Source organism: Pleionea sediminis (assembly GCF_007570825.1).
Taxonomy (GTDB): domain Bacteria; phylum Pseudomonadota; class Gammaproteobacteria; order Enterobacterales; family Kangiellaceae; genus Pleionea; species Pleionea sediminis.
Window position 1 is genome coordinate 1,599,868 of record NZ_SUNB01000001.1, and the last position, 24,025, is coordinate 1,623,892.

Here is a 24,025-nt window from a genome sequence, read left to right on the forward strand (position 1 = left end):
TACACACATACACGCGATCAAGTATTTTTTGATCGAAAATCACTCGTTGCAAGCTTTGATTTTTACTATCTTTTTGAAAATATTGACTTTTTAATGCTTTAGATAAGGTTAAAAATATTGTGTGAGATGAATTATGTGATAATTTTCAAGGGTAAAGATAAGGGTGTATTATTCTAGGTAACCTCTTTAAAAGAATAATAAAGGCCTAAAAAATGACAATTCCACTCTTTCAGGACGATTCGTATCTAAAAGAATGTTCAGCAACGGTCGTTGCCCTCGAGGTTGATAAACTGATTGTGGATCAATCTGTATTTTATCCTCTGGGTGGTGGCCAGCCTGGCGATACTGGTGAGGTTATTATCGGTGAGCGTCATTTTCCCATTATTAATACGTCTAAGTCGAAATCGACTCCGGGAGCTATTGAGCACCATTTAGGAGAAGAGCTTGCCGGAGTGAGCCCTGGTGATTCGGTAACTTTAAAAATTAACTGGGAGAATCGTTATCGCTACATGCGCACGCACACCTGTATGCATGTCTTCTGTTCTCTTCTTGATTACCCTGTGACTGGCGGTAATATCAGTTTGGAAAAAGGTCGGTTGGATTTTGATATTCCCGACAAACCCAACAAAGATGAGCTGACTGAATTATTGAATCAAAAAATTGCTGAAGCAGTTGATCTGAATTACCGTTGGATCACTGATGAAGAAATGTTAGCCAATATGGATTTAGTAAAAACCATGTCGGTTAAACCACCTATGGGATTTGGCAAAGTCCGTCTGGTAGAAATTCCGGGCATAGACTTACAACCCTGCGGAGGAACTCACGTCAAAAATACATCAGAAATAGGTCGTGTAAAGATCTCCAAAATTGAAAACAAAGGAAAGCAAAACAAAAGAATTCATCTTATTTTAGAAGAGTGAGCTGCATTAAATGATTAATCTGACACAAGAATTTGTCGATGGCTGTCGCGAAGAGCATGGTTACAAACTTCGTGGAGAAGGTATGACTCGCATTGAAGTCTTTGTTGATGCTGCTTTTGCCTTTGCCGTCACCATGTTAGTTATATCCATCGATCAAATTCCAAGAAGCATGGATGAATTGATGCAAGCTTCGAAGCTAATACCTGCATTTATAGCGAGCGTTATTCAATTAATGTGGATCTGGCATGGACACAGTTTATGGAGTAAACGCTTTGGGTTAGAGGATGGACGAACCGTTTTAATGTCAGCGGCTTTATTGATCATTGTTTTGGTCTATATTTATCCTCTTAAAATGATGTTTGCGGGCATGTTTAGTTTTTTAAGTGATGGATTTTTCCCGACGGAGTTTGTGCTTAAAACGTATCAAGAACTGCGCTACTTATTCACTTTTTTCGCGATTGGTTTTATTGCGATTGGAACTGTATTTTTATTGATGTATCACTACGCATTAAGATTAAAAGATGGATTGAAACTCACTAAACATGAAGTTTATTTGACAGAAACAAATTGCCTTTTAGCTTTGGGAATGCTTGGTGTAGGAGTTATTGCGTTGGTACTCCCTTATTTAGTTCTTGACAAATGGGTTTCCATAACTGGCTTTGTATATGCTTTATTGGGGGTGGTTGATCCACTCATTTCTTGGAAACGGCGAAAAAACTGGGAGAAACTTTCAAAAAAATAATTAAAATGCCATCCATAAAATAAAATTGAAAATACGGTATTAAACAATTAGGGATCATAATTTTTGGCAACTTTAGAAAATGAAAAACGCACAATACTGATTACTGGCTGTTCATCGGGCATTGGACTTAATGCTGCTCTAACTTTGCAGAAGAGAGGGTATCGTGTATTTGCCACAGCGCGTGATAGGAATGATGTTGATAAGCTATCTGATCAAGGATTAGAAGCCTTGCAATTGGATGTTACAGACTCTGAGAGTATCAAGCAGGCACTGGCGACTGTTCTTAAAAAAACTAACAATCAACTTTACGCACTATTCAATAATGGTGCTTATGGACAACCGGGCGCTGTTGAGGATTTAACAACGGAAGTGTTGAAAGAACAATTTGAAACTAATTTATTTGGTTGGCATGAATTAACGCGGCAGGTTATTCCTGTCATGAGAGCGCAAGGTTATGGACGTATTATTCAAAACTCGTCCATATTGGGATTTGTCTGTATGCCGTTTCGAGGTGCTTATAATGCAAGCAAATATGCTCTTGAAGGATTGACCGATACTTTAAGGATCGAATTGATGGGGAGTGGAATCGACGTCTCTTTAATCGAACCAGGTCCAATCGAAAGTCGATTTCGTGAAAATGCGTTGAGTAAATTTAAGCAACACATCAATATTGAAGAGTCGCACTATAAAGAGGCTTATCAAGAGCAATTGAATCGACTAGGAAGAGATATAGGAAATAAATTTACTTTGTCGCCAGATTCAGTGACTAATCGTTTAATTCATGCACTAGAATCTAAGCGACCGAAAGCTCGATATTTTGTGACTTTTCCTACTAAACTCTTTGCTGTACTAAAAAGAATATTACCAACTCGTTGGCTCGATAACTTATTAGCGAAAGGATAAAACGTGGAATTTATCTGGATCTTATTTGCGTTTTTGTGCGGTTTTATTGCGCGGGCTATCGCCATGCCGCCACTCATTGGTTATCTCCTGGCTGGCTTTTTGCTCAATTTTATGGGCATGGAATCGAGCGATAGTTTAACTTTGCTGTCTGATTTAGGTATTACCCTGATGTTGTTCACCATTGGTCTTAAACTCAATATTAAAGACTTGTTAAAAACAGATGTTTGGGTAAGTACTTTGGGACATATGGTGATATGGATTGTTTTGTGCACATTAATTTTTACCGGATTATCGGTACTGGCTCTTGGTTATTTTGCAGAGCTTAGTTTACAAACGTCGGCTTTGGTCGGCTTTGCATTAAGCTTTAGCAGTACGGTTTGCATTGTCAAAATCTTAGAGGAAAGCGGAGAATTAAAAACGCGCCATGGAAAACTTGCGGTTGCTATTTTGGTTATGCAAGATATCGTTGCCGTTGTTTTTATGGTGTTTGCTACTGGAAAAATTCCAGGAATCTGGGCGACGGCACTTATCGGCCTAATTTTTCTGAAACCGATTATTGGCAAATTGTTAGAAAAAGTTGGTCATGGTGAGCTACTGCCATTAATGGGATTTTTTCTTGCCTTTGGAGGCTATGAGCTATTCTCCTTAGTTGATATTAAAGGTGACTTGGGCGCGCTAATCGTTGGCGTTTTGTTAGCCGGGCATGCTAAGTCGACAGAGCTTTATAAGTCATTAATGAGTTTCAAAGACTTATTCTTAATTGGATTTTTCTTATCCATTGGATTTACGGCATTGCCAACGGTTGATATGTTAGCCGTTGCAGCGTTGCTGTCTATTTTCATACCCATTAAAGCGATATTCTTCTTTGCCATTTTCACTTTACTTAATTTAAGAGCGCGAACCGCATTCCTATCATCATTGATACTTTCCAATTACAGTGAATTTGGCTTAATCGTTATTGCTTTATGCACGAGCTTAGGTTGGTTATCTCAAGATTGGCTTGTCATTTTGGCCATAGCGGTTTCTTTTTCATTTGTTATCACAAGTATTTTATATCGTTCGGCACACACCATTTATCGAAATCGCCAGCAATTGATTACGCGTTTTGAAAAGAAAGGAAAACGAAAAGAAGGTGTATTCGTTATGCCTAACGATGCCGACGTTTTGGTCATTGGTATGGGCCGTGTGGGTAAAGGCACTTATCATTCATTAGTTCAATTGACCGATAATCGAGTGTGGGGAATTGATGCTGATGAAGATCGAATCCAAAAACTTAAGGAAGAGGGATTTCGAGTATTATTTGGTGATGCCGAAGATTTTGACTTATGGAAAAGTCTCGATCTGTCGAATACCCGATTGGTTTTAATAGCATTGCCTTATATTCAAGACATTATAAACATTCAAGAACAGCTAAAAAATGCGAATTATCAGGGCAAAGTTGCGGCGATCGCTCGTTATGAAGACCAAGTAGAACGGTTGTCCCAATGCGGAATTGATAAGATCTTTAATTTTTATAATGAAGCGGGTGTAGGTTTTGCTGAAGAGAGTATGTTGCTAATAAAGTAGTCAAATAAACTTAATCATTTCTTAAATGTTGTGATTACTAAAGGGAAGACTGCCCTTTTTTCCCTTGAGAAGCCAGATAATTGCGTTCAATTAGCCGCACTGCGATTTGTTTGGAGAGCACACTTTTTTGTGCATCTTCAACATTCAAGGCATTTTTATAATCTGTATATGAAATAGTGAGTGAGCGGCGTTGATTCCAGTTGAATTGAAATTGGAATAAGTCGCTGGAACCATCAAAGCTTAATAATGTTGTCGTGTCACCAAAACGGTCTTTCAACTCGAGAGAGCCTTCTTTCTCACCAGAATGAGATGAGCATTGAACCAAGCTTACAGTAAACTCTCCGTTACTAGTTAAGCGTCGCTCATAACAGTTCTCATCTAAAGTTCTGAGTACAAGACCAGATATAAGAATCAGTATGCTGGAACTTATGGCTATTAATTTCATTAGAATCCCTTCGCAATAAAAGCTGGCTTTAATATAAACGATTTCAAATATCCGTTCAATTTCAGAAATGAGATGAAAGTCTAAAGTTGTTGAATAACAATTTTAAATTTTAACTGAATTACCACCCTTCCTTGGTTCATTTCGGATCTCCGTTAAGGTATAACAGAAACACTAACTAGTTGGTTGTTCGTACTAATTAAAAGGAAAGCATGTCAAATCGCATAAAAACAATCGTAATTGTTGGTGGCGGAACAGCAGGCTGGATGGCTGCCGCGGCTTTATCTCGATATCTGTTTTCTGGGCACTATCACATTCGTCTAATAGAATCTGAGCAGATTGGGACTGTGGGTGTTGGCGAAGCGACTATTCCAGGAATTCGAGACTTCAACCAAAAACTCGGCATAAATGAAAACGACTTCATGCGAGCCACTCATGCTACTTTCAAATTAGGAATTCAATTCGAAGGATGGAACGGCGGCGATGATAAATATATGCATCCCTTTGGATTTTTCGGTCATGAGTTAAATGGTGTGCCTTTTCATCACTACTGGCTTAAATCACAACAATTAAGCCATAAATTTGAACTCGAAGAATTTTCTTTGGCCTATCAACTCGCAATCAATAATAAATTCAAGCTTCCAAACAATGATCCTAAGTCGATCTTCTCTACTTTTTTCTATGCTTTTCATCTTGATGCGTCTCGTTATGCTGTGTTTTTGCGAAAATATGCTGAGAATCGTGGTGTTTTGCGTACCGAGGGTAAAGTGGATACTGTAAATCTTAATCCCGAGTCAGGCTTTATTGATTCTGTTACTTTGGACGACCGAACTCAAATTAAAGGTGACTTATTTATTGACTGCTCCGGATTTCGAGGTCTGTTGATAGAAAAAGCGTTAGGAGTTGGTTACCAAGATTGGAGTCACTGGTTACCCTGTAATCGCGCTGTTGCAGTGCAATCTGAGTCGCTTGAAGAGCCTCTTCCTTATACTCGGGCGATCGCTCGAGATGCAGGATGGCAGTGGCGTATCCCGCTGCAGCATCGAGTTGGTAATGGTTATGTTTATTGCGATAAGCAAATCAGCGATGATGAAGCGTGGCAGACACTCAATGCTAATGTTCCAGGTAAACAATTAACTGAGCCTAATTTTCTAAAGTTTACGACAGGGCGGCGCGATAAAATTTGGGAGAAAAATTGTGTTTCTGTCGGACTTTCCAGTGGGTTTTTAGAGCCACTTGAGTCAACCAGTATCCATTTGATTCAAACCGCGATTATGAAGTTGATTACTCATTTCCCTGATAACCAATTTGCACAAGAAGACATAGACGATTATAACCAGCAAATGTGTTCGCAATTCGATCAAGTTAAAGATTTTTTGATTCTTCATTACTTTAAAAATGGTCGAAAAGATATCCCATTTTGGGACGAATGCCGTACTATGGCGATTCCTGACAGTCTAAAAGAGCGTCTTAATTTATTTCAATCGTCAGGCCACATTCAAGAATGTTCTTCTGAAATATTTGTCGATCCCAATTGGCTGGCTGTCTATATCGGACAAAAGGTTAAACCAAATTCATATCATCCTTTAACAGATACAATTCCTAATGAACAACTCATCAATATTTTAAATCAAATGAAAATAGCGATTGGTAATGCTGTTAGTCAATGCCCTACGCATCAGCAAACCATACAGAATTACTGCAGCTCGGCGAGTGAGTCAAATCTATGATAACGAGCAATAAACTTTACCGATTAATTGTTTTAGGTAATACCTTGGAAGCTTGGTTGGCTGCAGCTTACATCAAGCGTAAGATGAATCATCTGGTGGAAATTACCATTGTTGATAATGGTCAAAGTAATCCTATTGCACAGTACATTAATTTAGGATCAACGACCCATTTATTTCACAAAATTCTGGGCTTAACTCAAAACGATATGATTAATTTTTGCGAAGGCAAAATTCATTTTGGGCAAAGTTATTACTCAATTGGTGATAAAAGTAAATCATTTTTTATTCCATATAGCTCGAGTGGATTTGAAAAAGGCTTTTTCCATTTTCATCAATTGTTATCTCGAATAAATGAAAACTTTAAAAACTATAATGAAAGTTACAGCATAAATTTCGCACTCGAAAAAAATAATAAAGTGCCAAGTCAAAGTTACCGAGGTCCAATACCTGACTATTCATTCGTGGTAAATTCATCTCGGTATCATGAGAAAATAAAATCTATCGCCTTGTCTATGGGAGTTCAGTATATTCAATCTACAAATTATCAGCTCAAAACTGATGCTAATGGAACTATTAATGAACTGACTGTCGATGAAGAAAAGATTAAAAATATCTCACATGTTATTAATACCTTAGTCAACTTTGATTCTCAGCCTAATAAAAAGTCCTCTAAGGCATCTTATAGAACGGTCGAAATAGTAAATCAAGAATCTGACTATAGTGATATAGCACTGCAATGGTCGTTAGATGAAGAAAGTATTATTAAAAAACAGAAGTTGATGGGTAAGCAGTTTATTAAAGGGTATCACCCGATATATCTTTCAATGCAGCAAATAGAAGCGATATATTCCGCAGATAATAAAACGATTGCGATTATTGAGGATGTTATTAGCGACACGATTGAATGGAGCGCCAATAAACTTAATATTTCGTTATCAAATTTAGAGACACCACCACTGGTTGTTTGTGAACTGGAACATTTTGCAGCTTCGTTAGCCGATTTTATTCGGCTGTTTACTGTTGAGAAAAATAATACAGTCAATGCGAAAGAATTTAATCGGTTGGTAAATCAACGTCAGAAATCAATTGATGATTTACACCATCTCATACTATATCAAGCAAGTTCCAAACTAACTCCTTCTACTGGAGTCTCTTCGAAAATTAAAAAGATGATAGAGCTCTATAAAACGCACGGTCGGTTTTCATTGTCGCCTATTGAGCCCGTAAAAGCACATTATTATTTTAGTGTTCTTATTGGTAATCATTTATTACCTAAGAGTTATCATCCATTACTCGACGAATTAGATGCGAATCAAATAAAAGCTGAGGTAAAGGGACTTCAAAATCAAATTGAAATAGCGTTACAGTTCACAAATAACAAAGGTGATTTAATACCTAAACGCTAGAAAAAATTATTAAAAACGAAATATGATGCAAAAACAAACCAACTTAGCCCCAAAAGAACCCAAGGAAGTGGTTGTGGAGAAGGTAAATGTGATTGCTGTTCGGGCTGTGCTGTATCGCCTTGCTGTCTCTGCTTAGATTTTTTTCGCTTGTCTTGTTCTCTGAGCTTTGCTTTATGTTGCTTCTTATAATGTTCAATGCCTTTTTGCACCCCTTGCGCAATAAGCTTAGTTTGCTCTTTTGTTTGTCCGGGACGTTGAGTTGCTTTTGCGGCAGCCATTGCTTCCTCAATTGTTTTATCTGAAGTTTTATTTTTAGCCATAACTTTATTATTTGTGTATTTTATTTAATCGTGTAAAGACGGAGGTTGACTCAAATTGTCTGTCGACCAAATTTTATCACGACTCGGTTTATCAATATTACCGCCAGATAAAATAACAACAACCGTTTTCTGAGTTTGCTGGACTTTTAACCACTCACAAACTCCGAACATTGCCATAGCACTGGTTGGTTCGATCGTTAGTTTTAGTAAATGAGTGAGCCATTGCGTCCAGTAAGCTATAGACTTTTCACTTGCCTCAAAAAAACTATCCAGTTGTTGTAAATAGGGAAAAGTTAAGTGCCCAACCGATAGAGTTCGCGCTCCATCTGCCAGTGTTGTAGGTGGTGCCGGTAACGATACAATATTTCCCGTCCGCAAAGATTGAGCGGCGTCATTCGCTTCGAGCGGTTCAACTCCTATCATCTTTGTCGACGGCGATAAATGTCGACTAACAATTGACGAACCCGATAAAAGCCCTCCACCGCCGCAAGGCGCTACGATTGCATCGACTTCATTAACTTGATCAAAAATTTCCAATGCAACGGTTCCCTGACCCGCAATAACTCTTTCATCGTTGTAAGGATGAATCCAGACAGTGCCTGACTTTTTCGCTTTTGCTTCAACTGCATCGTCAATGGCTTTACGATCTTTCTTAAAAACAACTTCTGCACCATAAGCTTTTGTCGCTTGAGCTTTCACCTGGGAAACATTTTCTGGCATAAATATCGTTGCTGGTAAGTTAAAACGTTGAGCGGCCCAAGCAACCGCTTGAGCATGGTTACCCGAGCTTTGCGCAATAATGCGTTCTGCATGAACGGAACCGGCAGCTATTTTGGCGACGGCATTACATCCTCCGCGTGCTTTAAAAGCTCCAACTTTCTGCAAACATTCTGCTTTAAATAAAATATTATGGCCTAGCCATTGATTGAGAACTTGGGAGCTGAATATCGGTGTTTTATGAATATAAGGCGCAATTCTTTCGTAACTTTCGACGATGTCATTAAACTCTAACATTTCTAACAGTCCATAAAATCAATCTGTTCCTAGCCTAGCACAATATTCAATAAAATATTCATGGCGTTTAAATACAGTACACCAGTACAGTTTTTGATAAAACTTACTTTTTAGGTGTAACGCCGAGATGGCTCAGAGATAAGTTGTAATGATATTGAATTTGTTCAAGTGAATATTGGTTATTCTGTGCGATGGGACAACTCATTCTGGCCAAGCAACGATTGTTGCACTGAGAGTTGGCGCTAGCTCGATATTCAAAACACCTTCGCCAATCGTAATTTCCGTTCCGAGTCACCGCTTGTACCGGACATGCTTTTTCACAAGGTATGTCTTCACAGCTCTCACAAGGAGATTGCGTTTTAATTTTTTGAGATATCAAAAAGTCAGATTGAGCAATAACTAGCAATCGATAAGCAAACCAGGTACCCAAACTCTCGTTAATCCCAATTCGCATCGGTGACGTGTGATGCCAGCCCGCTAAGTCACCGAACTTCTGAAGATTAAAGTGAACTAAAGGATTTGTATGTCTGGGATAAAGAACTTTAAATTTTATTTTGGGATAATGTTTTTTAAATTGTTCCGAAAAAAAATCAACACAAAATGAGTCAACAGGGTGCTGATTGTTCTTGTAGTTTTCAGGAATTGAACGCCATAATTTATTCCCAGAATGGCCTATCATGATTAATTGACTGTAATCATTAATATTAATGTTCAGTTCTTTTACTGGTTTTAACAAATCTCCGGATAGAGCAGGTATTGAAAAAATATGATGCATATTCAAGCCGACTTCCGAAAAGCCTACGGAGGTAAAATCTAAATGTTCAAATTTGTTCTGTTCTGAAACTACTTTTTTCATACCTCACCGTTAAAAATACACAAAGCTTCAATTTTAAACATCTAGATCCAATTTAAATTTATCCATTTTATGATCGTACTTAAGAGAAAAGTAGCTGCCATTTCCATATTGGCTATACGCATCACAAAAGTTCTTATTTCGGAGCTTTGCAAGAAAGCACCTTATTAAATCACCATGACTAACGATTAAAATAGAGCCGTTTTGATACTTGTTCGCCAAGCCTTTTAGAGCGATTGTTAATCTTTCTTGTAATTCTATTGCCGATTCCCCATCAGGTGGTCTATGTTCTGTTACTTCGAAAAATATCTTTTCAAAGTAAGGTTGGTTATTCAGTTCATCAAACAATTTACCTTGCCAATGACCAAAATGTCTCTCCATTAATGCATCATCTGTCTCTAGTTCCAAGTTAAGTAGGTTCGAGCAAATCTTTGCCGTTTGGTAAGCTCGTTGCAATGGAGAGGAGATAATATGAGTGATTGATTGCTCAGATAGCTTCAGTGCTAATTGGTTTGCTTGTTCCAGACCTTGTGAGGTTAATGGGCTGTTGAGTTGTCCTTGCAGGCGTTTTACGGTATTCCATTCGGTTTCACCATGACGAGCTAAATAGAAGTTTGTATACATAATAGATAATAAGCCCCGTCATTAAACGGGGCAATTCGTTAGTTAGTGCCGATAAGTTACGGTTAAATAAAACTCTCTTCCGGGTACAAAGTATCCCGATGCTGTTGGCTTTTGATCGTCAAAGAAGTCATTAATATTGAGATTGATATCGATATTGTTATTTACAGTATAGATCAAGCCTAAATCAATAGATGTATATCCTTTTAGTTTTGTACCGCCGTCGATACGGCTTCCTGTATAATAAGCTCTAACAAAGCTATTCAGCACGCTGTAATTTGTAGACAGTTCATAACTACCATATTGTTTTGCGCGACGAATCAATTGACTGTCAGTTGCTTTATCTCGGGCGTCATTATACGTCGCAGTCCACTTGTGATTTAAATAATCATCTTTGTAGAATACAGTCAGTTCTTGGCCTTTAATTTCCACTTCGTTAACATTTTGTGGTGACCAGTTTCCATTACTGTCTGGTGTCCATTGAATGAGATCCGTAACGTTAGACTCATAATGACTGAATACTAATGAAAGCCCTTCAAAATAAGCTTTGATATTAAATTCAGTGTTATAAGCTTTTTCGGGTTTAAGCTCCGAATTTCCACCAAAAGGAAAATAAAGATCATTAAAGCTGGGGGCTTTAAAGCCTTTTGCCCGATTCACAGCGAAAGTTATTGTTTCATTTAATTGATAACCAAAACTAGCGTTAAATGTATTCACTCTATCTACCGACTCGATATCATCGTGACGTATGGCTAATTCGCTAATGAAGGTTCCATCATTGTAAATTCCATTCAAAAAGGCACTTTGAGTTTCTCTTTCTTGTTGCTCATATTCTGTTGTCGAGTAAGCAACGTTATCTTCATACCACTCCAGTGCACCTGTTATGCTCAGATCACTGGTTGTTTGGTGTTTTAGCAAACCGTTGATTTGCTTTCGTCGAGTTTCGAAGACACTGCCGTCCGAAATTTGTAATCCATTTCCGTAGTCGACCGTTGAATCCAAGCTGTGTTTTACTGCTAACTGTGAAAACCACTTATCACTAGTATAGCTATAGCGGATATTAAACATTTCATTAGTAAAATCGCTTTCATTACCGCCGAAACTCGAATCAAATTCGCGATTCCCTTCTTCTTTTTGTGCAACCCAATCTAACAGTAAGTCATCTGCCAATTGATAATCACCACGAAGCGCAGCAGACAATTTACGATAACCATCACGATCAGGTTGAAGGTCAAAAAAGTCAGTTTCTTCTCGGACATTAAATCCTTTGCTGTAAGCATTTGCGATTGTCAAAGTATTGGTAATTTTGTCATTACCAAAACCAATACTAGAATGTCCACTTAAAGTATCATTACTACCTAGAGTCAAGCCTGCATGAACATTGCCATGATCAAGACGTCGAGTAAATATTTGAATGACACCACCAATTGCGTCTGATCCCCATAGCGCTGCTCGTGGACCTTTAACAATTTCAATTCGTTCTATCTGCGCAATAGGAACAACATTCAGTTCTTTTCCGCCAAGGGTTGCTGAACCAACTCGAATACCGTCAACCAAAATAAGTGTTTGATTTGAATTTGCACCGCGAGTAAAAAGAGAGCTGGTTTGTCCATGTCCGCCAGTATTTGCAACATCGATACCCGCAATTGTTTTAAGTAACTCAGTAATTGACTGTGGTTGTAATCGTTCAATATCTTCCCTTGATACAACTTCTACAATTGCCAAGGTATCGTTAATATTTTGCTCAACTTTGTTAGCAGTAACGATTAATGTGTTGGTATTATTCTCAGCTTGAGTGGATATTGAAGACAATAGTAATGCTGTTGCTACAGACGTAGCAATTCTTGAGTGATTCATTGGTTCCCCTAAAATATTTATTAATGCGCCCGCCGCGCGCTTTGAGAGTTTAATACTCTCTAAATTGATAAAAACTGACTGAGCCGGTCTCCGGACTTAGAGTGGTAAATTACCCATTACCGTTGCGGGGGCAGTGTTGGACTTTCACCAACTTCCCGTTGACTTTCGATTGCAGTATATTCACTGTTCAAAACACTCAGTACTTGATTTGACATCCCTGTTTTTCAGCGTCTTTTGTTGAAACTCAACACCCATGGCTGAATGGGTTTAAATTAGCGAGCTTTGTCAATTGCCTGACAAAGCTGCTCAAGTCCATCGATAGCTCGCGGTGAAAAGCGATGTAGCAAATCACCATCTAATGCATAAAACTGATTGTTCTTAACAGCAGAAATTTGCTGCCATGACTCCCAAATGCCTCGATGAGCTTTCGCGTTTTTCGAATGATCCGGAATGATAATGACTTCTGGATTTTTTACAAGTATTGATTCAAGAGATACCACCGGATAATCGACATGTGCATCAAAAAAGATATTTTTACCACGGCAATCTTCAATCATTTTTGAAATCCAGCTTTCTGGCCCAAGTGTGCGAAAAGGGTCGTGCCATAACTGATAAAATACTTTAACTAAATTTTTGCTTTTATATTTATCTTTTATCTCTTGATATCGCTCAGCCAATGTTTTGGAGAGTGTATTAGCTTGCTTCTCTAACCCTGTTAGTTTTCCTAGTGCAATGATTTCATTGCCAATGTCAGCTAAATTCTGAGGATGACTGTCAAATAAATTAAGGCCCAGAGAACGAAGCTTTTTTATATCTTGTGTTTGATTACCACTGCTCCAAACAACGACTAAATCTGGATCTAGCTCAATAATCCGCTCAATTTGAACTCCGGTGTAATTACCAACTCTCTCAATAACTAATGCTTCTTTTGGGAAATCAGAATGTTCTACGACACCAATGATTCGATCTCCTGCACCAATAGCGAAAAGCATTTCGACAGCGTGTGGCGACAATGCAACGATTCGTTGAGCGGATTTATTTTTAGCGGCGAAAGCGTAGCTAGTTGAAAATAGGCACAACAAAGTAACTGTAATTAATGGTCTCACCAATCAACTCCTTTTCGCGCTTTAACTCCTGCTTTAAAAGCGTGTTTAACATCTTTAATTTCGCTGACTGTATCGGCTAAATCGCGCAACTCAGTAATTGCGCCTCTACCGGTGACAACGACTGATTGATTTAAAGGACGATTCTTGATGGCTGTTAACACTTCATCTTTTGGCAGGTAGTCGTAGCCTAACATGTAGGTAATTTCATCGAGTAACACTAAATGATAGTCTGGGTTGGCTAAAAACTTTTTAGCTTCTTGCCATACTTCGGTAGCGGCTTTTATATCGGATTCTCGATCTTGAGTGTTCCAGGTAAAGCCTGTTCCCATGACTGCAAATGGAACGCTATGGCTTTCTAAAAGCTCTCGCTCACCGCAATCCCATTGACCTTTAATAAACTGAACGACAGCGGCTTTATAACCATGCCCTACACAGCGAGCAACGGTACCGAAACCGGAAGTCGTTTTTCCTTTTCCGTTGCCTGTAATTACAATGACTATTCCACGTTCTATTTGCGCTTTCGCAACGTTCGCATCGACTCGTTCTTTTTGTTTCTGTGCTTTAATTTTATGTTTCTCGTTTTTATCCACTTAAACCTCTTAAAATGAATTGTCGTTATTGTTGAATGTATCAACTGAAAATTTAACTTTTGGAATGTTATAATTTCAAAATATTTTCAATATTTAAGTGCTCTTCAAAGCAATCGGCGAGTCGGTCGAGTTCGGTGTCTCTTACTGTATTCCAGTCGATGCTTGTTTGCTCTTTTCCACTTACCCAGAACAATAGTTGTTGTAGAACATCAGGATGTTCAAAAAGTCCGTGTAAATAACTGCCAATAATTTGATTGTCTTGTGAAACAACACCATCTTTATATTGATGACCTTTTTGATCCGTTAAACTAGCAAAATAATTTTCTAATGCTGGGCCGTTGGAGACTCCACAATGAATTTCATATCCTGTTATTGAACCTTGATGACAACCAAATTGAAACTCACCTGCAACTTGTTTTAACTGTTTTTCCTGGTACATTCGGGTTGTAAAATTGAGTAAGGCCAGTCCCTCAGTTGTACCTGCTGTGCTTTCTATTCCTTCAGGATCACTAATGCTTTTTCCTAACATCTGAAAACCACCACAAATACCAATAAGCTTACCGCCATAGCGTAAGTGTTGCTGAATATCTTTGTCCCAACCATTCTGTTTTAAAAAGGTTAAATCATCGCGAACATTTTTACTGCCCGGAATAATAATAAGATCGGCATTGTTAAGAGGTTCTCCAGCACCTACAAATTCTAAGTTGACATTGGAATGCCAACGCAAGGGATCAAAATCGGTATGATTACTAATTCGAGGTAAAACAGGTACTTTGATTCGAGTCGAGCCTGAATAAGATTCATTATTAATCGCATCTTCTGCATCCAGTTTTAGATGTTTCAAATAAGGTAGAACACCGAAAATGGGCTTTTTAGTATAGTCTTCGAGCCAGTCGAGTCCTGATTGCAGTAAGTCGATAGAACCTCGGAATTTATTAATTATGAATCCTTTGGTTCTTTGTTGTTCCGATGCCGACAACAAAGCCAAAGTTCCGACAATATGTGCAAATACACCGCCTCGATCGATGTCGCTAATAAGCACTACCGGACAATCGACAGCTTCAGCAAATCCCATATTGGCGATGTCTCGTTCTCTCAAATTGATCTCCGCTGGACTGCCGGCGCCTTCGATCAGTACAAAATCGTATTGTTTTTGTAATCGATGATAAGATTCCAAAACACCATCGAATGCGAGTTCCTTAATACTTCCGAACGATTTCGCATCCAAATTGTTAACGACTTTGCCATGTAATATGACTTGTGACGATTGATCGCTACTCGGTTTCAATAATACTGGATTAAAATCGACTTGCGGCTCCAAACCACAAGCAAAGGCTTGTAAGGCTTGGGCACGACCAATCTCTCCGCCGGTAGCGGTAACTGCACTATTTAAAGCCATATTCTGGGGTTTAAATGGAGCTACGGAAATATTTCTTCGCTTCAGAACTCGGCAAAGACCGGCAACGGTAATACTTTTGCCTGCATCCGATGTTGTTCCTTGGATCATCAGACCCTTATTTAACATTGCTTAAATGGTCTCTATTATTCAGGCTTACTAATTGCGGAAAGTGATTGCCAATTTCATCATCTTCGATGGAAATTCTAGTAATGCTTGCATAGTTCAGCGCAAATTTTTGATATTGAATGCCAGAACTGTATTTAATGTCCAAACACCAGGCAACAATAGTACGAATAACCCCAGCATGTGTTAAGACCGAAATATCCTGTCCTTTATGAGTGTGAAGTAATTTTAGCAATGCTGATTCAACGCGATCGCTAAAGTCGGAAAGAGATTCACCAAAGGGTGGTGTATTTGCTGCCGGATCACGGAAAAATGCATCGACTCTTTCGGGGAAATCTAGATTCAATTTTTCATACAGCATGCCATCCCAATCGCCAAAGTGACACTCTTGCCATTCTTTATCAATAATGAGAGGTATATTATTTTCACCTGAATATGCGGTTGCGAATTCAGAGCAGCGCGATAATGGACTCGAAATTAAGACATCAATATTATCGAGACAATTAAACGTTTCTGTTAACTGTTCTATACCTAGCTTACTTAACGCTGAATCGGTTGTTCCTAATAGAGCATTGGTTAATTGTGGTTCGCCATGGCGGATCAATGTAAGCGTTGTCTTCATTAGATAAACTGGTCCTGTTTTTGCGTTTTAAGCGAAAGAGGGCATCCTGCTACTACGAGCGTTACTTTATCGGCAACGCTAGCAATGGCTTGGTTTAGCCATCCAGCTTGATCGACAAAATCTCTTGATAATTCACCCATAGGAACGATGCCACTGCCCACCTCATTAGTGACGAGTGTTATTGAGCTCTTCGAGTTAAGCAGGGCATTAATAAAAGAATCTTTTTCTTGTGCAAAAGCCTCGACATCATAGGTGCATAGCCAATTGCTCAACCAAAGGGTTAAGCAATCAATTAAAACAAATTGATTCTTCAACAAATTAATGTGATCAGAGAGATAGAAAGGCTCTTCAATTAACATCCATTCTTTCGGTCGGTCTTGTTGGTGATAGGCTATGCGTTTTTTCATTTCATCATCGCCAGCAGTTGCTGTAGCAATGTAAGTAATTGGTTGACTACTTTTTTGCGCCAGTTTTTCTGCATAGTTACTTTTTCCTGAACGCGCACCACCAATAACTAAGTGAATCATTGCAAAGCTCCAGTTGCTATCAGAGCTAAATAAATTGTTAGCTCAGTTAATTGCTGTGTCGCTCCTAAAGCATCTCCAGTAAATCCTCTAATTTGCTTTTTTAGATACCAGGAGAAAAGTAGGGTTACCAATAATACTGCAGCAAGCACGATTAATGCTTCTTTTATTATCCCAATTAGCGGTAAGCATCCGATGACAAAAATTATCGCTAGATCGCTCAAAGTCATTTTTTCTGCTAGAGGTTTTATTTTAGATTGAGATTCTTCTGATACATAAGGTAAACCTGCAATAATTATAGTCGACATCACACGGCTCAGGGGATGAGCAATAATAAGAGCATAAACAGCGGTGTAACCTAATTCACTTAACAGGACAAACTTAAGTGATAAAGCGAACCAAAGAGCCAGAGCGCCGTAACTGCCCAGGCGCGAGTCTTTCATGATTTTGAGCTTTTGATCTTGTGTCCAGCCTCCACCAAGTCCATCTGCAGTATCGGCTAGGCCATCTTCATGGAAGCCTCCTGTCAATAAAAAGCTAAAACCCATTGATAAAATGACCGCGACTGGAATACTCACAATTTGCGCTGCAAGATAAAAAATTAATGCACAACTAATCCCCACAAGCCAACCGACCAAAGAAAAATAGCGACTGGCTTTATTTAAATTACATTGAGAGAACTCTAGATTCTTTGGTACTGGAAGACGAGTAAAAAAGCTTAAAGCAATCCAGAATAAATTGGTCTCTTGTTTTAAAAGTAGTCGCATATTCAATTAAACGGGATTAATGCCAGCGGTATCGAAACTCGCCATTTCATTATAAAAACTTGCGGCTGAACGAATGAGTGGCAGTGCTAATGCACAACCGGTGCCTTCACCTAGGCGCATATCTAATGATAAGAGTGCTTTACCATCTAAGTGATTAAGCATGCGTTGATGACCTTGTTCATTCGATTGGTGGCAAAAGATCATATAGTCTTTGATTTCAGGTGCTATTTGGTGAGCAATTAATGCCGCTGCCGTTGAAATAAACCCATCGACTAAAATAACTTTACTTCTCTCAGCTGCGGCAAGCATCGCGCCTGCCATTTGTGCTATTTCAAATCCACCAACGCTTGCTAGAATATCCAGTGGGCAATCCAGTTTATCGGCGTGTATTCTGAGCGCGCGTTCAATGCACTCTAGTTTTTTATTCAGTGCATCATCACTAATACCCGTACCACGTCCAACGCATTCATCTGCGGGTATTTTTAATACTGCTGCCATAATGGCTGCCGCCGCTGAAGTATTGCCAATTCCCATTTCGCCAAAGCCTAATAAGTTTGAACCCTGATCAATACATTCATTTGTAATATTTCGTCCCAATAAAATAGCTTCGCTAGCTTGTTGCACTGTCATGGCTTGTTGGGTCGTAAAGTTATGAGTGCCTAACCCCATTGATTGTTGTATTAATTTTTCATGATTAACCGGATTTTTTATTCCAGCGTCGATTACTTTAAAATTCATCTCATTGGTTCGACAAAAGCAATTGATAGCAGCCCCACCATTAAGAAAGTTTAATACCATTTGCTGTGTTACTTCAGAAGGTGCAATGCTAATGCCTTCTTCAGCAATGCCGTGATCAGCAGCAAACACGAGCATGGTTGGTTGATTAATTTGAATTTCATCGTAGCCAAGAATAAGAGCTAATTGGCTTGCTAATAACTCGATTCGTCCCAGTGACCCAGGAGGTTTTGTTTTGTTATTAATTTTACTTTCAATTTTTTTGATGAAAGTTTTATCGAGCTTTTTAATATTAAATGTTGTTGGTGTAATCACAATGATATGGTCCTGTTAATCAAATTCGTTTTTACTGCGTGACTTTAAAATGACAAAAAAGAAAAAACTGCCCACTGCAGAGGTAACTACGCCAACGGGTAGTACTTGATTTTCGAGTAATGAACGAGCAATAACATCGACCCAAATCATAAATGCGCTGCCGAGTAACAGACAGAGAATTAATAACCGGTGAATTTGATTCCCTATAATAAAGCGACAAATATGAGGAATCATTAAACCAACAAACCCAATACCTCCAACATGAGCGACGAGCACAGCGGTAATGGCTGAGCAAACAATCAGCATCATTAACCGCAAGCGACTGACGGGTATTCCGAGAGTATGAGCACTTTCTTCTCCAGCTTGAATTGCAGTCAACCAGCGGCGAAACACTAAGAATATTAAAAATCCAATGGTGACCATGGTCATTGGCATCACTAGTGAGTTCCACTGGCTGTTTGAAAAACTGCCCATCATCCAGAAGAGCATTTGAGCGGCGATTTGTGGATTCGAGTAATAAAGAATAAGGCTGGTAAAGGCACTTAGCATAAATGACACAGCAACACCTGCCAGTAACAGTCGCTCAACATGAGACGCTGAACGGCCTGCGAGTATAAGCATGAGTGCAACAGAAACAGCGCCACCGATTAATGCGCCAAAGGTAATTGACAACACGGCAGCTGGAATTAACGCCATTGCAACGACCGCACCCAGTGCTGAGCCTGAAGAAATTCCAAACAAGTAGGGATCGGCCAGCGGATTACGAGTTACGCTTTGTAGTACTGCGCCAGTAATAGAAAGGCCTGCACCAGTTAACAAGGCCATTAAAATTCTTGGAAGGCGAATTTCCCATATGATCTTTTGCTGTAAATTAGAAACTTGGCAATTCTCTTCACAAAAAATTGCATCAATGACTTGAGCAAAGGTGATATCAACGTTGCCACTTGCGGTTGCAAAAAGAAAGGTACCGATTAAAAAAAATACGCTGCCGGTGATCAGTAAGGCATATTGCAAACTGAATCCTTGTTGGCGTTTAACTGTTAATAAACTCACGGCTTGTCTCCCAAGTCGAAAGTTATTCTGGGACCTTTGTGGAATGGGTGTTGATCAACGTGTGCATGCACACCAAATACCGAATTTAAATGTTGCTCTGTTAATACATTTTCATGAGACCCATTGGCAACGATTTGTCCTTTATTCATTAATATAAAGCGATCGCAAAATGCGGCGGCTAAATTTAAGTCATGAATACTGACGATGACGGTTATGTCTAGACTTCTTGCTAAATCGAGCACTTCCAGTTGGTGTCTAATATCCAAGTGATTGGTTGGTTCGTCCATTAATAGTACTTGAGGTTTCTGAACCATCGCACGTGCAATCATGGCGCGTTGTTTTTCTCCGCCTGATAAAGAATTAAAATATTGTTCGAGCTTATCGGTCAAATCAACTTGTGTCGCGGCTGCTTCAATTTGCGTTCTATCACTAGCGGTATCAAATGAAAGAAGACTTTTGTGAGGCGTTAATCCCATGGCAATAACGTCATAAACCTTTAATGAAAATTGACTGGGAGGTTCTTGTAGTACTACCGCGATGCGACTTGCGAGTTCTTGTCTTGAGTAGCTTTTAATATCACGGTCTAAAAATGAAATTTCGCCTTGGTATTGAGTGATTTTTTGATAAAGACAACGTAAAAGAGATGACTTACCAGCACCATTAGGTCCAATCAATCCAACGAATTCACCTTGTTTGATAGAAAAGTTAAGTTGATCGAGTATCAATTTGTCGGCAGCACGCCAACAGAGATGACTTGATTTGAAAACAGTATTTGACACTCAAACTCCAACTGAACAGCTTGAGCGAGTTGATTGAGGGTATTGTGAAGTGAAATCTTATGAGATTGAGCACACACAGCACCACCGAGTAACCCGCTCGGGTAATACTTATTTGAAATGGCTTATTCGCAAGCCACTCGGCAGGTCTCCTGGCTCGTAAAGATATCCTCCAGATTCCTTCCCAAGAGCGTAAGCTCTCAGTGGAAACTCTTTCGCTTTACTGACAGTTGCGGGCACAGCCGCGGAATTACACCGCGTTCCCTATTAAGTGCAGAGCACACCGATTTAACTGCGGGGGAGTATACCACAGACAATCGAAAGTCATCATCCGATTAGTTTAAAACGGCCTCGATATCAGCTGCCCAGCTTTTATTGGGTGTTTCAATGATACGGCCAATTTCGCGGTGATCTTTATCCAGGAGAATGGCTGTTGGAGTGTATCGAATTGAAATTCCATAAGGATTATTTTCAATCGGGATTTTCTTATCGTAGCCAACTCCAATCAATCGGGTCTTTATATTCGGATTATTCGCGGTATCGATAAGTTTAAGCAGTCTGGGAACTTCACGTTGACTGTCATGGCACCAGGTTCCAAACACAATAATCAGCTCCATCGGATCTTTAATAGCCTTTAGCCGTTGGCTATCTTGTTCCGATAACTCATATTTTTGATACGTGCTGGAAAAGGCTGTGTACTTGTCGAGTAATTCAACGGCAGAGATCTCGCCTATTGCGTTTGTTTTGGCGTGGAACGAGGAATGTGAACTGAGTTCTGAGTGTTTAGCTGTTGGGTTTGCAGAGCTTGTGCATCCGGCGGTAATTCCAACGATTATTAAGAAGACAATTATTTTTACTGGGATCATGAAAGTTACTCTGTGATGTAATCAATAGGATTAAGATAAACTATTTTTTTCCAGCCTTGTGTTGAGCTGTCAATTCGCCAAAGGTAGGGGAGCAGGCTCACAATACTAAAGTGGACATGAGGTTGCTTGCCTTGAGCATTACCACTATCGCCCAATGTGCCAATCGCATCACCTGAGAAATAAATCCACGAATCGTTTGTTATTGAATCAAGGTGAGCGTAATAATGTATTTTCCATTCGGGACCCAGCAAGACCACAACATTACCTCCTTTCGAGAGTTGCCCTCGGTACAAGAGTATTCCGTGATTGGCAGCAACGACGGGATCGCCTTTATTGCCAAAAATATCAATGCCCTTATGGGTGACTGATGATCCCCAGTGTTCGTACCAAAACGTCTGGGCATTCCAGTCATTTTGTGTTGCTCCAACAACTGGAATTCGCCAATGATTGGGTATCATTAAAACAACAAGTATGACTGTAAGCGGTATTAAGAGTCGCTTTTTCTTAAGCCAGGTGCGCTGGATCATAAAACCGGAGTTGTTGAATGCAGGGCAATCGTATTTCCTTCACTGTCTAAAACGATAGCTCGGGCACCGTGAGGTCCTATCGAATGTGGAGTCTTTATGACCTTACCGCCATTTAAGGGTACTTGCTCAACGGCATCCTGCAGTCTTCCATCGACATTAAAATAAATGAGTGTTGAGGCTGATAAAGGCACAAAGTCTGTTTGTGGAACCAGACAGCCAGAAACACTATTACCCGAGTGTTCAAAGACGGCATAACGGTAGCCATCAAACTCTTCAACTTTTAACTTTTGCTGTAAAACGGCTTGAAAGAACTTAACGGCTCGATCAAGTTCTCTTACACCCAAATCGATCCAGACAATTTGATTCACGATGGATCGTCCTCTGTTTTGTTTGGTTTCTTTAATAGGGGCAATATCCAATTCAGTAAAGAGCCAACGGCTACGGTCAATGCGCCGACAATAAATATTTGCTGGTTTGTTTTAACCGATAACCAATTCCAGTTTAAAAACTGGTGCGCCATGGTAACGCTAATGATGATAAATCCGATTAGATAACAAATGAGGGCAGGGAATGGTGGCTTTTTAAAGGTAAATTGGATCATTGTTCTACTTTGCCAAGTGAAAAAGTCTCTCCCTGACTGGAAACTCGAAGCTCGATTTTACCGTTTTGCTCTACTTGTTCTGCGATGTCGACAAGTTGATAAAACACATTGCGATTAATTAAAGCATCTAGATTACGACGAACTCGAATATAGGGAGAAGGTTCTTTGGTTTCCGGATCGATTTCAACCCAAATAGGGTGTTCTTTCCCTGCGATAAATTGATTGCCGACATTATCGGTAAACAGCAATGCTTGTCCTTCATTTGTTTCATGAACATCCATTAGTACGGCAACAAAGGGGGCATCAACAACCCGAATACCGACTTTTTCAACAGGTGTTACCAGGAAGTACTGATCGTTCTCCTTTTTTAGAACGGTAGAAAATAGCTTTACCAGTTTTTGTCGCCCAATAGGTGTTCCCATATAATGCCAGCTGCCATCGCGTTTGATTTCGATATCAATTTCACCACAATATTCCGGATCCCATTTTTCGACGGGCGGTAAATTGTCTGCGTCGATACTTGATGCCAGTTTATTCAGATCCACGATTGAGCCTAAATGTTGATTTATTCTCGTTTAGTTTACGCGTTTAGGAACAGATAGCAAAGGCAGAGGGTCGTTTATAAGAACTCAAGCTAATCAAGATTTCTTCCTTTAGAAACTATTGCTCTAAAATCGTTTCACTCAGTAAAGTTACTGGGACTTTTCTATGAGAAAGGAGTAAATACCATTGTTTACGGATTGCTCTAGTAACTGATGGTCCATAAATTGGCAAAATTTAGGTATGTCTCTTTGTGTTGAAGGATCGTCGGCAATGACTTCGAGTTGTTCTCCAGGCTTCAGTTCACGCATGGTTTTACGAATCATCATAACAGGCTCTGGGCATCGCAATCCCAAAGTATCTAATTGTCGAGTGTTATCTTTCACAGGCTATTTAGGTTATGAGATAAAAGCTGGAGTTTAACCCAATTGGTGCTTAGTTGCGATGGTGAGTTGAAAAGGAACGCTTCAGCCACAAATGATTCATAGTCCGGTCGAATTTGGCCTTTTGCATAGAGTTGAGTTGTTGATATAAATTGTCGACCACAAGCATAAGCTGGCGTGTCTCATGCAACCGTGTTTGCAGGTGTTCTTCGCGAAGATTAAGGGTTTCAATACTATTCAAACTTTTATTTTGGCGTTTAAAAGCGGCTAATTTATTTCTTCGTATCTCTCTGTCTTCCAGTTGCTCTAAAAACGTAATTTCAAAACGTTGCCAACTTTCTCTTTGTGAGGGTGAGAGTTCTAGGTGTCTGGAAAAAACATCCAGATTTTGCTTTGCTTTGGCAAGAGAAGCTTCAAACGTATTTGAGAAAAACTGGGCAAACTCTTCATCGGCAAAATCGGCGTTAAGCTCAGAAATGCTCATCGCTTTTAGAGGTAATCCAATACAAAAAACAAGTATAGAAAGCTTTTTCATCCGTAACTCCTCAAAGTCTAATTTAATTATAACGTTCATATTTGCGATTTACTTACCGCGATTTTCGCTTTGAGTTGTGGGAATTCAGCCATCTTTTTCTTATTAGATCGTTTATTTACTCGTTTTGGTTGGGGGGTTGCTGTTAGTAATCGCTTTTGTTCTGCTCAGAAAGTTATTAAGATGCTGTGT

Annotated in this window: 28 protein-coding genes and 2 riboswitches; of the genes, 6 read left to right on the forward strand and 22 right to left on the reverse strand. The window is 39.4% G+C overall.

From position 1 onward, the window contains the following. The first annotated feature begins 212 nt into the window (after nt 1-212). From FAX86_RS06425 to FAX86_RS06440, 4 genes are all read left to right on the forward strand, one after another. Nucleotides 213-920 carry an alanyl-tRNA editing protein gene (locus FAX86_RS06425; protein ID WP_144392511.1) on the forward strand — a complete coding sequence of 236 codons (708 nt, stop codon included), beginning with the start codon at nt 213-215 and terminating at the stop codon, nt 918-920. Between the two features lie 10 nt (nt 921-930). Continuing rightward, nucleotides 931-1,662: a TMEM175 family protein gene (locus FAX86_RS06430; protein WP_144392512.1), complete on the forward strand. Its 732-nt coding sequence runs from the start codon at nt 931-933 to the stop codon at nt 1,660-1,662. A gap of 63 nt (nt 1,663-1,725) precedes the next feature. Then, nucleotides 1,726-2,565 carry an SDR family oxidoreductase gene (locus tag FAX86_RS06435; RefSeq protein ID WP_144392513.1) on the forward strand — a complete coding sequence of 280 codons (840 nt, stop codon included), beginning with the start codon at nt 1,726-1,728 and terminating at the stop codon, nt 2,563-2,565. Nucleotides 2,566-2,568: 3 nt separating this feature from the next. Continuing rightward, entirely contained in the window at nt 2,569-4,131 is a 1,563-nt protein-coding gene (locus FAX86_RS06440; RefSeq protein ID WP_144392514.1) for a cation:proton antiporter family protein, read from the forward strand. A 37-nt stretch (nt 4,132-4,168) separates the two neighbouring features. Here FAX86_RS06440 and FAX86_RS06445 read toward each other — a convergent pair whose 3' ends face one another. Next, complete coding sequence (locus FAX86_RS06445) at nt 4,169-4,576, reverse strand: hypothetical protein (protein WP_144392515.1); 408 nt, start codon at nt 4,574-4,576, stop codon at nt 4,169-4,171. 209 nt (nt 4,577-4,785) lie between these two features. Here FAX86_RS06445 and FAX86_RS06450 point away from each other — a divergent pair, with 209 nt between their 5' ends. Together FAX86_RS06450 and FAX86_RS06455 are read left to right on the forward strand one after the other, a co-directional pair. Then, nucleotides 4,786-6,303 (forward strand): tryptophan halogenase family protein, encoded by a 1,518-nt coding sequence (locus tag FAX86_RS06450; RefSeq protein WP_144392516.1) that lies wholly within the window; start codon nt 4,786-4,788, stop codon nt 6,301-6,303. Then, entirely contained in the window at nt 6,300-7,709 is a 1,410-nt protein-coding gene (locus FAX86_RS06455; protein ID WP_144392517.1) for a tryptophan 7-halogenase, read from the forward strand. The genes FAX86_RS06450 and FAX86_RS06455 overlap by 4 nt, the downstream gene beginning before the upstream one ends. On the opposite strand, the gene FAX86_RS06460 is transcribed toward FAX86_RS06455, so the two are convergent. From FAX86_RS06460 to FAX86_RS06560, 21 genes are all read right to left on the reverse strand, one after another. Beyond that, entirely contained in the window at nt 7,706-8,029 is a 324-nt protein-coding gene (locus FAX86_RS06460) for a DUF2956 domain-containing protein (RefSeq protein ID WP_144392518.1), read from the reverse strand. The two genes, FAX86_RS06455 and FAX86_RS06460, sit on opposite strands and share 4 nt — an antisense overlap. A gap of 24 nt (nt 8,030-8,053) precedes the next feature. Beyond that, entirely contained in the window at nt 8,054-9,043 is a 990-nt protein-coding gene (locus tag FAX86_RS06465) for a serine/threonine dehydratase (protein ID WP_144392519.1), read from the reverse strand. Nucleotides 9,044-9,146: 103 nt separating this feature from the next. Continuing rightward, the gene (locus FAX86_RS06470; RefSeq protein WP_144392520.1) at nt 9,147-9,899 is read right to left on the reverse strand and encodes a hypothetical protein; all 753 of its coding nucleotides are present in this window, start codon (nt 9,897-9,899) and stop codon (nt 9,147-9,149) included. A gap of 33 nt (nt 9,900-9,932) precedes the next feature. Then, nucleotides 9,933-10,520 carry a histidine phosphatase family protein gene (locus FAX86_RS06475; RefSeq protein WP_144392521.1) on the reverse strand — a complete coding sequence of 196 codons (588 nt, stop codon included), beginning with the start codon at nt 10,518-10,520 and terminating at the stop codon, nt 9,933-9,935. Between the two features lie 42 nt (nt 10,521-10,562). Then, nucleotides 10,563-12,374 (reverse strand): TonB-dependent receptor domain-containing protein, encoded by a 1,812-nt coding sequence (locus tag FAX86_RS06480; RefSeq protein WP_144392522.1) that lies wholly within the window; start codon nt 12,372-12,374, stop codon nt 10,563-10,565. 64 nt (nt 12,375-12,438) lie between these two features. Continuing rightward, nucleotides 12,439-12,589, reverse strand: a riboswitch (cobalamin riboswitch). Between the two features lie 57 nt (nt 12,590-12,646). Beyond that, entirely contained in the window at nt 12,647-13,480 is an 834-nt protein-coding gene (locus FAX86_RS06485) for a cobalamin-binding protein (protein ID WP_144392523.1), read from the reverse strand. Further along, nucleotides 13,477-14,070, reverse strand: a complete 594-nt coding sequence (cobO, locus tag FAX86_RS06490) for a cob(I)yrinic acid a,c-diamide adenosyltransferase (RefSeq protein ID WP_144392524.1) — start codon at nt 14,068-14,070, stop codon at nt 13,477-13,479. The genes FAX86_RS06485 and cobO overlap by 4 nt, the downstream gene beginning before the upstream one ends. A 67-nt stretch (nt 14,071-14,137) precedes the next feature. After that, entirely contained in the window at nt 14,138-15,595 is a 1,458-nt protein-coding gene (locus tag FAX86_RS06495) for a cobyric acid synthase (protein ID WP_144392525.1), read from the reverse strand. Then, nucleotides 15,585-16,214 carry a histidine phosphatase family protein gene (locus FAX86_RS06500; RefSeq protein WP_144392526.1) on the reverse strand — a complete coding sequence of 210 codons (630 nt, stop codon included), beginning with the start codon at nt 16,212-16,214 and terminating at the stop codon, nt 15,585-15,587. The genes FAX86_RS06495 and FAX86_RS06500 overlap by 11 nt, the downstream gene beginning before the upstream one ends. Continuing rightward, nucleotides 16,214-16,741 carry a bifunctional adenosylcobinamide kinase/adenosylcobinamide-phosphate guanylyltransferase gene (gene cobU / locus FAX86_RS06505; protein ID WP_144392527.1) on the reverse strand — a complete coding sequence of 176 codons (528 nt, stop codon included), beginning with the start codon at nt 16,739-16,741 and terminating at the stop codon, nt 16,214-16,216. Before cobU ends, FAX86_RS06500 begins: the two co-directional genes overlap by 1 nt. Next, nucleotides 16,738-17,505 (reverse strand): adenosylcobinamide-GDP ribazoletransferase, encoded by a 768-nt coding sequence (locus tag FAX86_RS06510; protein WP_144392528.1) that lies wholly within the window; start codon nt 17,503-17,505, stop codon nt 16,738-16,740. Before FAX86_RS06510 ends, cobU begins: the two co-directional genes overlap by 4 nt. A 6-nt stretch (nt 17,506-17,511) precedes the next feature. Continuing rightward, on the reverse strand, nt 17,512-18,555 hold the full coding sequence (gene cobT / locus FAX86_RS06515) for a nicotinate-nucleotide--dimethylbenzimidazole phosphoribosyltransferase (RefSeq protein WP_205859111.1): 1,044 nt from the start codon (nt 18,553-18,555) through the stop codon (nt 17,512-17,514). A gap of 15 nt (nt 18,556-18,570) precedes the next feature. Beyond that, nucleotides 18,571-19,608 (reverse strand): FecCD family ABC transporter permease, encoded by a 1,038-nt coding sequence (locus FAX86_RS06520; protein WP_205859112.1) that lies wholly within the window; start codon nt 19,606-19,608, stop codon nt 18,571-18,573. Beyond that, a complete protein-coding gene (locus tag FAX86_RS06525; RefSeq protein ID WP_144392530.1) occupies nt 19,605-20,387 on the reverse strand; it encodes an ABC transporter ATP-binding protein in 783 nt (260 codons plus the stop codon). The genes FAX86_RS06520 and FAX86_RS06525 overlap by 4 nt, the downstream gene beginning before the upstream one ends. Before the next feature lie 122 nt (nt 20,388-20,509). Then, nucleotides 20,510-20,687, reverse strand: a riboswitch (cobalamin riboswitch). 32 nt (nt 20,688-20,719) lie between these two features. Further along, complete coding sequence (locus FAX86_RS06530) at nt 20,720-21,250, reverse strand: thioredoxin family protein (RefSeq protein ID WP_144392531.1); 531 nt, start codon at nt 21,248-21,250, stop codon at nt 20,720-20,722. A 5-nt stretch (nt 21,251-21,255) separates the two neighbouring features. Beyond that, nucleotides 21,256-21,777 (reverse strand): M23 family metallopeptidase, encoded by a 522-nt coding sequence (locus FAX86_RS06535; RefSeq protein ID WP_144392532.1) that lies wholly within the window; start codon nt 21,775-21,777, stop codon nt 21,256-21,258. After that, nucleotides 21,774-22,145, reverse strand: coding sequence for a VOC family protein (locus FAX86_RS06540; RefSeq protein ID WP_144392533.1), 372 nt, complete (start codon nt 22,143-22,145; stop codon nt 21,774-21,776). Before FAX86_RS06540 ends, FAX86_RS06535 begins: the two co-directional genes overlap by 4 nt. After that, nucleotides 22,142-22,378 (reverse strand): hypothetical protein, encoded by a 237-nt coding sequence (locus FAX86_RS06545; protein WP_144392534.1) that lies wholly within the window; start codon nt 22,376-22,378, stop codon nt 22,142-22,144. The genes FAX86_RS06540 and FAX86_RS06545 overlap by 4 nt, the downstream gene beginning before the upstream one ends. Beyond that, the gene (locus tag FAX86_RS06550) at nt 22,375-22,923 is read right to left on the reverse strand and encodes a DUF1285 domain-containing protein (protein ID WP_246128508.1); all 549 of its coding nucleotides are present in this window, start codon (nt 22,921-22,923) and stop codon (nt 22,375-22,377) included. The genes FAX86_RS06545 and FAX86_RS06550 overlap by 4 nt, the downstream gene beginning before the upstream one ends. A 147-nt stretch (nt 22,924-23,070) precedes the next feature. Further along, a complete protein-coding gene (tusA, locus tag FAX86_RS06555) occupies nt 23,071-23,304 on the reverse strand; it encodes a sulfurtransferase TusA (protein ID WP_144392536.1) in 234 nt (77 codons plus the stop codon). A 49-nt stretch (nt 23,305-23,353) separates the two neighbouring features. After that, the gene (locus FAX86_RS06560) at nt 23,354-23,836 is read right to left on the reverse strand and encodes a Spy/CpxP family protein refolding chaperone (RefSeq protein ID WP_164503484.1); all 483 of its coding nucleotides are present in this window, start codon (nt 23,834-23,836) and stop codon (nt 23,354-23,356) included. Nucleotides 23,837-24,025: the final 189 nt, after the last annotated feature.